A 12,388-nucleotide genomic window follows, 5' to 3' on the forward strand; every position below is an offset into this window, starting at 1 on the left:
TTCGCCTTAGTCTCGTGGGCTCGGAGATGTGTATAAGAGACAGTTGCGGTATCGTTTTGCTGAACATCGGGTTAAGCGAATGATACGTAATCTTGAGAAGATTAACTATGACTCATCAAAGAGCAGTCAGGTATCTATTTCTCTTAAAGTGCTTTCAGATTATTTCAAACTTCATTTGAATAACAATGTAAATATTGAAGATTTTTTTTCCGAAAAAATTTACAGTAGAATTCAAGAAAACCTGATAGAAGAAGAAGAAATATACAAAGTTGTCAGCAAATCTGAATATTATAAAAACGTTAATGATAATTTTTTAGATTTTTCCAATTCGAGGAAAAGTATAAGGAGTTTCTCTAAGGAATTAATTAAGATCGATATCATAAAATCAGTCGTTGATATTGCCAAAAACGCACCATCTGTATGCAATCGACAGCCAGTAAAGGTTCACTTTATACAAAATAAAAAAACAATAGATGAAATCCTTGATATTCAGGGTGGTTTAACAGGATTTAGAGATAATATTAATCAAATTATTGTTTTAACCTCGGATAGAAATTATTTTTTCTCGGTTGGAGAAAGAAATCAATTGTACATTGATGGAGGGATTTTTCTTATGAACCTATTGTATTCGCTTCATTATCACGAAATTGCTTCATGCTGCGCAAATTGGGGAAAAGAATATCAAGAAGATTTAAAAGCAGAAAAAATATTAGGTCTTAAGCCTTCTGAAAAAATAATTTGTGTAATCGCTTTGGGATATATTGAAGACACTATAAAATATACATTATCCAAACGAAGAACAGTGGATGAAATATTAACCGTCGTTAATTAATCTAACTATTAACAAATGAAAATAGGAATACTTACACAGCCCTTAATAAACAATTATGGCGGATTGCTGCAAGCCTATGCTTTACAAAGCACTTTAAAAGAAATGGGGCATGAAGTATGGATAATCAACAGGCAACCTTCAAAACCAACAATTAAACGTATTGTAAAAAATCAGGTAAAAAGAATAATCTTAAAACATCTCCTGAAACGCACCACTTTTTCATTAGATCCAAATACAAAGGAAAAAGAGATTATAGGAACTTACACCAATTATTTTAAGAGAAAACACATTCAACCAATCACGTCGGAAATCACCGATAACAAGCAATTAAATGAGATTAAAAATTTAAACTTCGACGCTATCGTTGTTGGTAGTGATCAGGTTTGGCGGCCTAAATACTCACCCAATATATTTAATTACTTCCTGGATTTTATTGAAAAGGAGGATCAAATAAAAAAAATTTCATATGCAGCATCTTTTGGTGTAGATCAATGGGAATTTACACCGGAACAAACTAGAATTTGTTCTGAGTTAGTAAAAAAATTCAATGCTGTATCTGTTCGTGAGTCGTCAGGAGTGAAGTTATGTGAAAATTATTTGAGTATTTCAGCAAGTCATGTCCTGGATCCAACATTGCTTCTAAATGCAAGTAAATACATACAAGTAACCCAAGAAGAAAATGAACCAACAAGTGAAGGGAAATTAATGACTTACATTCTTGATGAGAATACTGAAAAAGACAAATTAATCATAGATGTATCAAACTGGTTGAAAATTAAACCTTTCACTGTTATGCAAAAAGAAAAACTTACGGGGAGAAATACGATTGAAAATTCAATATTTCCTCCGGTGTCTAAATGGTTAAAAGGATTTATGGATGCAGATTTCGTAATTACTGATTCCTTTCATGGCTGTGTATTTTCAATCATTTTTAATAAACCCTTTTTAGCTGTTGGTAATAAAAACAGGGGAATTGCTCGTTTTACTTCACTATTAAAAACCTTTAATTTAGAAGACAGATTAATATTAGACAATTTTTCTTTTGATGAGAAAATGATTGATGCAAGCATAAATTGGGAGAATGTAAATAAAATTCTTGAAGAGGAGCAACAGAAATCATTTTCATTTCTAGAAAACGCATTAAAATAAAAATGAATTTTCCTTAAATGAATGGTAAGTATTATTGTAATTGGGTATAACGAGGGATCGAGATTAACAAAATGTTTAAATAGTATTTCTAATATTATTAATTCATACTCCGACCTTGATTTTGAAGTAATTTATGTCGATTCCAAATCAGAAGATAATAGTATAGAAACAGCGAAATCATTTCCATTCGTTAATAAAACATTTGTTATTACAGGTAAAAAAAATGCCGCAATTGCAAGAAATATAGGTGCCAAAGAATCATCCGGAGATATTTTATTCTTTGTTGATGGGGATATGGAATTGGATGTTGATTTTTTATCTTATGCAATAAATGATAATAAAAAAATGAATTTCAAAGTTCTTACAGGGCATTTAGATGACTATTTCTATGATTATGAGGGAAATTTTATTGGAAAATCACCAAGAACCTATTCAAAAGATATACCAAATGAAATCGAAAAATTAGATACAAATGGTGGAATATTTTTCATTGAAAGAAAAGTTTGGGATGAATTGAATGGAATGAATACAAAATTCAAAATTAATGAAGATATAGATTTTTCTATACGTCTTAAAACACTGGGCATTTGTGTACATAGATTGCCCCATTTGATTACAAAACATCATACAATTGATTATCGTAATGAAAAAAGAATGTGGAAAAACCTGATACAAGGTTATGGTTTTTACCCTGGAATATTATTTCGAAAACATTTTTTTGAATTTTATTTCATTATCCAAACAATACGCGCTCAATACACTGCTATTCTGCTTTTTTTAGCTCTTATTTTCTTTTTTATAAACTATAAGTTTTTTACCATTTTCGTTGTTCTTTATTGCTCATTTTTATTTTTGCGTGCTCTTGTTCATACGATCAAAACGAACATAAACAAATACAAATTTCAGTACTTTTTGGAACGTTCTTTTCTACAATTTTTTTTAGATCTTTCCTTTTGGATAGGTTTCTTGTTTTTTTTTCCAAATGAAAAAACTGAAAAATATATAGAAGTTTAAATGGTTCAGAGTTTCTTTGTATATGGGCTTTTGGGGTTAATGTTGTTTTTATTGGGACGTATCTCCTATTTACGTGAAAAGCAATCTATTCAACTTCATAGAAAAACCTCCTTTTGGTCTTGGGAAATATTTATTGCCCTATTCTTATTCGCTTTTGTTTCAGGAGTAAGATGGAATGTAGGCGTTGATCACTTAACTTATTTAAGTCACTATTTACGAATACAAAATGGCTTAAATCCATATTTGGATAAAGAAATTGGTTTTGAATTTATTACTAATTTATTTGCTCAATCAGGACTTCATTTTTCTTTTTACTTTGGTTTTTTCGCTTTTCTTCAGTTGTTCTTTATCTACTATGCATTTAAAGACCACCGATATTTATACCCGTTTTTAGGGATTATTATCTTATTTGGTCCCGAATATCTTAATTGGATGAATGGTATGCGACAAATGTTGTCAGCAACAATTTTTGTATTCTCTATACAATTCATTCAAAATAGACAATTCGTAAAATATGTACTTACAATTTTATTCGCTAGTTTGTTTCATACCTCAGCATTGGGACTAATTATTTTCTATTTTATTCCACAACGAGATTATTTTAAGAGTAGAATCCTGACACTTTTTTTAGTTGTTTTTTCATTAATCCTTGGAAGTATGGATTTTTGGATTGATAGTTTAAACCAATTTAGCCAATTATTCAATCTTCTTGGTTACGATTGGTATTCAGAAAACATAAATGTTTTAATTGAGAATAATCAAGTTAGTAATATAGGCCCTAGAAGATTAAGCTTAATGCTAATACCTCTATTAATTATTTGGTTTTCGCCTAAATTGAAAGTTACGTATCAAAACACTTTCTTTCTCACATATTACAATTTAGCGTTATTTGGTTTTTTACTTTATAATATAGTTGCTAATCTCAATCATGGATTAATTCGTCCAACAACTTATTTAACAATTTTCATTATTCCAGCAACCGCATATTTATTAGATTATTTAAGAACGAATATTAATAAAATGTATCCCATTTATCTTATAACTTTCTTAATAGTATTAAGCTATCTGCCATTATCCATTTTTGCAGACGAAGGAAAGGGTAAAGCAGATTATTCCAATTATAAGTTTTATTGGGATAATTATGATAAGTAGTAAGTAAAAACACAATTATTTAAGTTTTGAAAATTCTAATAAATACCCCTGATATTTCACTTCTCGGCGGAGTTGCGAATCATTACGAGGGATTACGTCCTTATTGGAAATTGAAAGTGCATTATAATTTCATTGGAGGAAGAAAAAAAATACCTGGACCTTTAATTTTACCTTTTGATTTGATTAAGTTTTTCTTCCTATGTCGTTTTGGAAATTATGACCTGGTCGTTTTAAATCCATCACTTGGAAGTACAGCCATAAAACGCGACGCACTATTTTTAAAAATTGCCTCTATTACGAAAAAAGAGACGCTTGTATTTTGGCACGGTTGGTCGCCAGAGTTGGTTGAACGAATCAACAACGACTCAAGTTGGTTTAAACGAAAATACGATTTGGCTTCCATGCACTTAGTTTTATCAGGGGCGTTCAAAAAGGATTTAATCAACTGGGGAATTAAAAGTCCCATTAAATTAACAACCACTAAAGTTGATGACAGACTAATTGCAAACTTTGAAATTCAGAAAAAGCAAGTTCCAGATTTTACCATTCTATTTTTAACACGCGTTGAAGTTTATAAGGGAATCTTCATCGTTTTGGAAGCTTGTGAGGATTTTTTAAAGCAAGGTGGTAGCTTTCGGTTAGTAATCGCAGGGGAAGGGTCACAACTAGAAGCAGCAAAGGACTATGTGAAGAAAAAGAAATTGCAAAATGTCCATTTTTTAGGTAATGTTAGTGGAGAACAATTAATTCAAGCTTTTGAAGACGCGAGTATTTATATTCTACCATCGTACAGTGAAGGAATGCCAACTTCCGTTTTGGAAGCCATGGCTTTTGGTTTACCGGTAATTACACGGCCTGTGGGGGGAATAAATGATTTTTTTGAAGAAGGTAAAATGGGGTACCTGGTTAAAAGTCTTAATTCTACTGATTTTGCTGAGAAAATTTCTTATATGTTAGAACACCCAACAATAATTAAAGAAATAGGGGAATTTAATCATTTTTATGCTAAAAAACATTTTATGGCTTCGGAGGTAGCTCTAAAAATGGAGGGATTTTTCAAAATGGTTTTACAAAAAGATTTTAAGGAGAAATGAATATAGCAAGTAACATATCTATCATCGAACATTTTTGTTTGAGAGAAGATTTATCCACTTATGATCCTTACGATATATGGAAAACTAGGATTGGAGTTAAGATTAAAATGCTTTATTTTAAAAACAAACTATTGGGACTTCTTCCTGCCGGGTGTTTTTCAGTTGCTGATTTTTATCTGCTAAATAAATCCCGTATTTTTTTTAAATCGCAAGAATACCCGATAGTTAGAGCTCAGGCAGGCATTGTTCTACTCAATTTATATCAGGTTAATTTCGACAAGAATTACTTAGACTTTGCGAAAATTCATATTGACTGGTTACTTCAAAATCATTCAAAAAACTACAGTGGACTTTGTTGGGGAACAGGTTTTAAGATTGTTATAGATGCCACCACAGTCTATAACGAAAATACACCGTTTACTACCAATACTCCTTATGTTCTTGAATTACTTGACTCCTACTACAAAATTACTCATGATGAAAAAATTTTAAATGCGATTCTTAGCATTTATGATTTTTATGAAAAAGACATTGTAGTATTGGAAGATAGTGAAAATTTTATGATTACTTCATATGGACCTTTTAAAGACAGAGTTGTGACAAATGCCGTTTCATATACCATGTTTGCATACTCTATTTTTTACCAGTATGTTGATAATAAAAAATACATTGAAACCAAAATAAAGAAATTATACAAATTCATTCAATCAGTCCAACAAGTAGATGGTAGTTGGGTGTACGCTCCGTATGATACAAATTCATTTATTGATTGTTTTCATTCTTGTTTCATTATTAAGAACATCATTAAAACGTCAAATTCTATTGATCTACAAGAATCTCAAGATGTTGTAAATAAAGGATATAATCTGATTAAGGAATCGTTTTACGATTCAAAATCAGGTTTATTCAAAAGGTTCATTGCTCAAAATAAACCTACTATGGTCAAATATGATCTTTATGATAATTCTGAAGTTTTAAATCTCGCAATATTGATGAAGGATGTAGAAATCATCAACAAATTAGAACAGACAATCCGCTTAAAATTTGTAAGAAAAAACAACGTTTTTTCAATAATTGATCTTTTTGGTAGAAGGAAAAACAAAAATACACTAAGATGGGCTGTTATGCCTTATTTAATGTCAATCAGTAGATTATGAGAAAGTTAAAATTAGTGATTTATTACATGTTGATAAGCAAATTGCCTCATTCACGATTTTTAAAGGCTGCAAATAAAATCAGGTGCTGGTATTTGTCTAACGTTCTTAAAATAACTGAAAAAGGTAGTTTAAATTTCTTTGAATATAACGTGTATATCGGAGATGCAAGCAGTTTAAAGATTGGCGCTAATTGTCAAATCAATGAAAATGTCTTTATCCAAGGAGCTAAAATAGGTTCTTTTGTTATGATTGCACCAAATGTTTCTATTTTAACTAAAGGTCATTCTTTTTTGGACACTGAAATCCCAATGGTTCAACAAGGAGATACAGAAGAATTGATTCCCGAGATTGAGAATGATGTTTGGATTGGGCGTAATGTGGTTATCATGCCAGGTGTTAAAATAGGAAAAGGATCGATTATTGGAGCAGGTGCTGTGGTAACAAAAGACGTTGAACCATATAGCATTGTCGGTGGCATTCCCGCTAAACTTTTAAGAAAACGAAAATAAATATGTGTGGAATTCTAGGTACTATAAATGTACAGATTGAGGAAACTGTTCTCTCTTTAATTAAACACCGGGGGCCGGATGATTTTGGGATTAACTCCTTTTCAGTTAATAATCATACGATCCATTTTGGACAAAGACGTTTGTCGATTATTGATCTATCACCTGCAGGACATCAGCCTATGGTTTCCGATTGTGGAAACTATGTAATCATTTTCAATGGAGAAATATATAATCATTTAGAATTGCGTGATAAGCTTCCTAAAGACATCGTTTACAAAGGCCACTCTGATACCGAAACGATTCTTTATTACCTCATCCATTTTGGAATTGATCGAATTTCGGATTTTAACGGAATTTTTGCTTTTTCATTTCTCGACAAGAAAAATGAAATAATCCATATCGGAAGGGATCCATTTGGTGTAAAGCCCCTATATTATTTTGTTGATAGAAAACAACTTGTTTTTTCGTCTGAAATCAGACCTATCAAAGTTTTATTAGAACAGAAAACTTTAAATCGACCTGCTTTAGCTAGTTTATTGAGATTGAGATACAATGCATCCCCCGACACTCTGTATACTGAAATTCAAAAGCTCAAACCTGGACATTCTATGTCTTTTGACTTGACGAAGCAAGTATTGACACCCATTGAAAAATATTTTGCACAAAAAACTCCTCCAAAGAAAATACATGACTCAAGAAACAACTTAATTCATCGGTATGGAGTCGAATTGGAAAAAGCAGTTCAGCGACAATTATTATCTGATGTGGAAGTAGGGGTCCTATTGAGTGGCGGAATTGATTCAGCTTTAGTTGCTGCATTAGCTCAAAAACATTACAAAGGAAAACTGAAAGCATTTACAATCGGTTTTGATGGAGATTTTGAAGAAGATGAAATTGTAGATGCTACAAATACAGCTAAATTATTAGGCTTGGAACACCATGTTAAAAAAATTACGTTTACTGATTTTTTACGCTTAATTCAAGAATGTTCTCGTATTGTAGAGGAGCCTTTGGCAACGACCTCCATGATTCCTATGTATTACTTGGCTCAAATGGCTTCTGAAAATGTAAAAGTCGTTTTAACTGGGCAAGGAGCTGATGAACCTTTGGGTGGGTATACCCGCTATCGTTCTGAAATCATTCGAGAAAAAATTCCGACTGTTTTTCGCGGAATAATTAAACCTGCCATAAAACTTTTAAAAGTCAAAAACGAACAACTCATTCGCGGAGCTGCAGCGATTGGGATCAATGATGAAATTCAACGATTTTTATCTGTATACGAGATTTTTTCAACTGACGAAATCCAGCAATTGATTGCAGCAAAAGATACTTTAAGCGAAAAACACATTACAGTTTTTTACAATTTGTTATCGTGTAAAGAAATAAAACATCCCGTAGAAAAAATGATGGCAATTGATACCAGAATGAATCTTGCTGATGATTTATTAAATTACACAGATAAAATTACCATGAATTTTTCCATGGAATGCCGGGTTCCGATGCTTGATATTGAACTTATCCATTTTATTGAATCTTTACCTGTTGATTTGAAACTGAATGAAAAAGGGGGGAAAATTGTTCATAAAGAATTCGCAAAAACAATTTTACCCAGCGAAATCATTAATCGTCCTAAAAAAGGTTTTCAATCACCAACTCGAAAATGGTTTCATGAAGAAATGGAAACATTAGAAAATATCTTACTTTCTGCCAACTCTGTGTTTTCAAAAGTTTTCAGTTCGAAGGCTGTAGCAGAAATACTCAAACAGCATGCCAATGGATATAATAAAGAAAAGCAAATTTTCTTGTTGTTAAGTATCTATTATTGGATGGAATCAAATCACGATTTATTTTAATTGGAAATAACTCATTATCCATTATGGAACATAAAATATTAAATGGAATACAAACTTTCGCACCCCAATCCCGAAAGGAACTTATGCAATATGCTTTTGACCAGCAAGCTATTTTAGTGGCAGTGAACGCAGAAAAAATCCTGCATGCCACAGATGAGTCCCGTACTATTATCAATCGAAATGTTGGTTATCCGGATGGTATTGGAGCTGTTTGGGCCTTAAAGAAGAAGGGATGTACGCATGTGGTAAAAATACCAGGTTGTGAATTGTGGTTGAATGTAATCAAAGAATATGAAACCAGTAAAACATTTTATTTAGTAGGAGGCTCTGAGGAAGTCATTCAGGCTACCGTTAAAAAGCTAAAAAAGGAGTTTCCAAATCTCACCATTGTCAATTTCAGAAATGGGTATTTGAAATCAGAAGAAGAACGAGAAAAATTGATTCAAGATGTTACGAAACGTAAGCCTGATGTCATTTTTGTAGCCATGGGATCACCCAAACAAGAATTACTGATGGAGGAAATGTATCGTTTTCATCCCGCTGTCTATCAAGGTTTGGGAGGAAGTTTTGATGTATATACGGGCAAAGTTAACCGCGCACCGCAATGGTGGGTAAAAAACAACCTTGAATGGGCATATCGCCTGGTTAAGCAACCTTCCCGAATCAAGAGACAAATCCACCTCATTCGCTTTTTCATTCTACTTCAATTTAATCGACTTTGAATATGCACATTACACTTATCGCCGGAGCACGGCCTAACTTTATGAAAATTGCGCCGATTATTCACGCATTACAAAAAGTACAATTGGCAGGAAGCCCACTCCAATACAGTTTAGTACATACGGGTCAGCATTATGACAAGAAAATGTCCGGACAATTTTTTGACGAATTGGGAATTCCGCAGCCAAATGCAAATCTGGAGGCAGGAGGAGGAACACAAGCCGAACAAACTGCTGCCATCATGGTCCGCTTTGAAAAACACCTTGAGACCAACCCCACAGATCTTGTTTTAGTAGTAGGAGATGTGACTTCAACTATGGCATGTGCAATAGTAGCACAAAAGTTAAAAATTAAAGTTGCTCATGTGGAGGGTGGAATCCGTTCCAATGACTGGAGTATGCCGGAAGAGATTAATCGATTGGTAACTGATGCCATTACCGATTATTTTTTCACAACCTCAGAAGTTGCAAACGAGAACCTTCGAAAATCGGGAGTTCAGGACGAAAAGATCTATTTTGTGGGGAACACAATGATCGATACATTACTCAAACAAATGCCGCGTTTCAGGAAACCCGAACTATGGAACCAGCTTAAGTTGATGGCTAAGGAATATATTGTGCTAACACTTCATCGTCCAAGTAACGTGGATGAGGAAACCAAACTGAAAGCTCTGATGAACCAAATCATTGCCAGTTCGGAAAACTGTCCGATTGTGTTCCCGGTGCATCCCAGAACTGCAAAAATGATCGAACTATTGGAAATTTCCCATCCAAGGTTACACCTGGTTGAACCAATGGGATACCTGGAATTCAATTACCTCGTGCAACATGCAAAACTTGTGATTACAGATTCCGGCGGAATTACGGAAGAAACAACAGTCATGAAAATTCCATGCATGACCTTAAGGGATACCACCGAACGACCGGAAACAGTAACTGAAGGAACCAACGAACTTGTTGGAACCGACCCGAAAGAAGTTGAAAAAATGCTGAAAAAATGTTTTTCAGGAAATTGGAAGACCGGATCAATCCCTCCCCTTTGGGATGGAAAAACAGCAGAACGAATCGTTGAAATACTAATGCAATTAAACGCCCGGTATTCGGTGTAATAGCAACTCGAATAAAGGAACAAATCATGCAAAGTGTAAAGTTGCAGGCAAAATACCTATCACATTATTAATTGAAATTAAATGTGTAAATTTGCACTGATGAATTTGGTGAAGACTCCGGGGAATTTTTCAAACCGGAAATTCGGAAACCAAATTCAAACCTGAAAATAACAAATCGGTTAAACAAACGAAGACTTGCCATTTTGGCCCCTTCGAATAAACACCTAAATATCAGTTCAATAGAAGTTTTCACCTATTGAAAACTACAACTTCCACTATAAAATGCGTAAAAGTGGCATAACAATTGTTAGCTCTGCATGCGAAGGAATATCCTTTTCAAGTGATATGCTGTACAAAGATTTTTACTGCATCATAGCAGATGCTAATATTAATACACATGATTGAAAAATACTTTGAATGAAAAATGTTTTAACCAGAAATTGAGTCGCATTGATATGTTTGGTACGAAAATCAGCGATGCAATTGTTAAAATATTAAAAAATATCACTTCACAAACAACCATAACCTGTAAAAGAATGTTTTAACCAACAGAGTGTTAAAAAATTGAATATGCATTTAAAATGAATTACCTTTCGCACATGAGTTACCCATTTATTCACGGAATAATTGCGTTTGTATTATCAGTATTGGTAACGGCATATCTGGTCCCCAAGATTATTAAAATTGTCCGTTTCAAAAAATTGATGGACTCCCCCAATGAACGCAGCTCACATTCGGTGGCTACTCCAAGTCTCGGAGGAATGGCTTTCTTCATTGTGCTCATGCTTTCCTTGTATTTCAACCATACCTATGATACCTATGGTGTCTCAACCAGTATTTATCCGGCTTTAACAATCCTTTTCTTTCTGGGACTAAAAGATGATTTGGTCATACTTTCACCATTGACAAAGCTTATCGGGCAATCTGCCGCATCTCTTTTTATACTCATGAACCCCAAATTTGCCATTCATTCGCTTCATGGTTTTTTGAATATTGATCATTTAAATCATTGGGCCGGGATCGGCGTAGGTTTTCTGATTATGCTGGCAGTTATTAACGCCTTCAATTTGATTGATGGGATTGACGGACTTGCCGCTTCCATTGGAATCATTGCGTTTTCAGGTTTTTCAGTGGTATTCTTCTTTGCAGAAAGGTATTTCTTCGGACTTACATCACTGGTAATGGTTGGCATACTGACCGGTTTTTTATTTTTTAATCTTTCAACCAGGAACAGGATATTTATGGGAGACACCGGTTCGATGCTGATCGGTTTCATGGTTGGCCTCATGTCAGTCCGTTTTCTGGCACTTGACACCGAATCATTGAACAAACTTCCTTTTAATGCCGTAGATATACCTATTGTTCTCATTTCGTTTATCATTATTCCGTTATTTGATACTGCGCGTGTCTTTACAATTAGGCTGCTGAACGGAAGGAGTCCGTTTTCAGCAGACAGGAACCATGTGCATCACATATTGATTGATGCCTTTAAAATATCCCATCGTAAAGCGAGTTTCCTTATTGCTTCGGTAAATATCTGTTGTGTTCTGATATTCTCTCTGCTATTGAAACTCACCAATACCTACTTAGCCTCTACAGTCATATTAATGTTTGCAGGACTGGCGGTTCTTTTCCTCTACAAGATTAAGCCGGTTGTTATCAAGGGACGAGTGATCTCCAGAGCTACATTAAAAAAAAAACGCAGAAAATTAAAACCTTACAGGAAATTGAAATATCAAAAAAATTCTCACAGTCAAATTAAACGTATTTACTCTTCGAAAGAGCATTTACTGAAGTAAT

Annotated in this window: 10 protein-coding genes and 1 pseudogene; all 11 read left to right on the plus strand. The window is 33.6% G+C overall.

Annotated elements, in window-relative coordinates; all coding sequences use genetic code 11:
* The first annotated feature begins 79 nt into the window (after nucleotides 1–79).
* Nucleotides 80–832: a nitroreductase family protein gene (locus QZT69_RS10970; RefSeq protein WP_294674027.1), complete on the plus strand. Its 753-nt coding sequence runs from the start codon at nucleotides 80–82 to the stop codon at nucleotides 830–832.
* A 15-nt stretch (nucleotides 833–847) separates the two neighbouring features.
* Complete coding sequence (locus QZT69_RS10975; protein WP_294674030.1) at nucleotides 848–1,981, plus strand: polysaccharide pyruvyl transferase family protein; 1,134 nt, start codon at nucleotides 848–850, stop codon at nucleotides 1,979–1,981.
* A gap of 21 nt (nucleotides 1,982–2,002) precedes the next feature.
* Nucleotides 2,003–2,995: a glycosyltransferase gene (locus QZT69_RS10980; RefSeq protein ID WP_294674032.1), complete on the plus strand. Its 993-nt coding sequence runs from the start codon at nucleotides 2,003–2,005 to the stop codon at nucleotides 2,993–2,995.
* Nucleotides 2,996–4,147 (plus strand): EpsG family protein, encoded by a 1,152-nt coding sequence (locus tag QZT69_RS10985; protein WP_294674034.1) that lies wholly within the window; start codon nucleotides 2,996–2,998, stop codon nucleotides 4,145–4,147. It begins immediately after the preceding gene.
* 26 nt (nucleotides 4,148–4,173) lie between these two features.
* The gene (locus QZT69_RS10990; protein WP_294674036.1) at nucleotides 4,174–5,241 is read left to right on the plus strand and encodes a glycosyltransferase family 4 protein; all 1,068 of its coding nucleotides are present in this window, start codon (nucleotides 4,174–4,176) and stop codon (nucleotides 5,239–5,241) included.
* Nucleotides 5,238–6,398 (plus strand): hypothetical protein, encoded by a 1,161-nt coding sequence (locus QZT69_RS10995; protein ID WP_294674038.1) that lies wholly within the window; start codon nucleotides 5,238–5,240, stop codon nucleotides 6,396–6,398. The genes QZT69_RS10990 and QZT69_RS10995 overlap by 4 nt, the downstream gene beginning before the upstream one ends.
* A 344-nt stretch (nucleotides 6,399–6,742) precedes the next feature.
* Nucleotides 6,743–6,901, plus strand: a pseudogene (locus QZT69_RS11005) (DapH/DapD/GlmU-related protein); the annotation flags it as partial.
* Between the two features lie 8 nt (nucleotides 6,902–6,909).
* Nucleotides 6,910–8,760, plus strand: a complete 1,851-nt coding sequence (asnB, locus tag QZT69_RS11010) for an asparagine synthase (glutamine-hydrolyzing) (protein WP_294674040.1) — start codon at nucleotides 6,910–6,912, stop codon at nucleotides 8,758–8,760.
* A gap of 23 nt (nucleotides 8,761–8,783) precedes the next feature.
* On the plus strand, nucleotides 8,784–9,482 hold the full coding sequence (locus QZT69_RS11015; RefSeq protein WP_294674042.1) for a WecB/TagA/CpsF family glycosyltransferase: 699 nt from the start codon (nucleotides 8,784–8,786) through the stop codon (nucleotides 9,480–9,482).
* A gap of 2 nt (nucleotides 9,483–9,484) precedes the next feature.
* Nucleotides 9,485–10,588 (plus strand): non-hydrolyzing UDP-N-acetylglucosamine 2-epimerase, encoded by a 1,104-nt coding sequence (wecB, locus tag QZT69_RS11020; protein ID WP_294674043.1) that lies wholly within the window; start codon nucleotides 9,485–9,487, stop codon nucleotides 10,586–10,588.
* A 599-nt stretch (nucleotides 10,589–11,187) separates the two neighbouring features.
* A complete protein-coding gene (locus QZT69_RS11025) occupies nucleotides 11,188–12,387 on the plus strand; it encodes an MraY family glycosyltransferase (RefSeq protein ID WP_294674045.1) in 1,200 nt (399 codons plus the stop codon).
* Nucleotide 12,388 lies beyond the last annotated feature (1 nt).

The organism is uncultured Fluviicola sp. (genome assembly GCF_902168135.1).
GTDB lineage: Bacteria > Bacteroidota > Bacteroidia > Flavobacteriales_D > Crocinitomicaceae > Fluviicola.

Bases quoted from the DNA above. Each gene is read 5' to 3' on its own strand.
- asnB (WP_294674040.1), top strand. From the start codon at position 6,910: ATGTGTGGAATTCTAGGTACTATAAATGTACAGATTGAGGAAACTGTT.
- QZT69_RS10980 (WP_294674032.1), top strand. From the start codon at position 2,003: ATGGTAAGTATTATTGTAATTGGGTATAACGAGGGATCGAGATTAACA.
- QZT69_RS10985 (WP_294674034.1), top strand. From the start codon at position 2,996: ATGGTTCAGAGTTTCTTTGTATATGGGCTTTTGGGGTTAATGTTGTTT.
- QZT69_RS11015 (WP_294674042.1), top strand. From the start codon at position 8,784: ATGGAACATAAAATATTAAATGGAATACAAACTTTCGCACCCCAATCC.
- QZT69_RS10975 (WP_294674030.1), top strand. From the start codon at position 848: ATGAAAATAGGAATACTTACACAGCCCTTAATAAACAATTATGGCGGA.
- QZT69_RS11025 (WP_294674045.1), top strand. From the start codon at position 11,188: ATGAGTTACCCATTTATTCACGGAATAATTGCGTTTGTATTATCAGTA.
- QZT69_RS10995 (WP_294674038.1), top strand. From the start codon at position 5,238: ATGAATATAGCAAGTAACATATCTATCATCGAACATTTTTGTTTGAGA.
- wecB (WP_294674043.1), top strand. From the start codon at position 9,485: ATGCACATTACACTTATCGCCGGAGCACGGCCTAACTTTATGAAAATT.
- QZT69_RS10970 (WP_294674027.1), top strand. From the start codon at position 80: ATGATACGTAATCTTGAGAAGATTAACTATGACTCATCAAAGAGCAGT.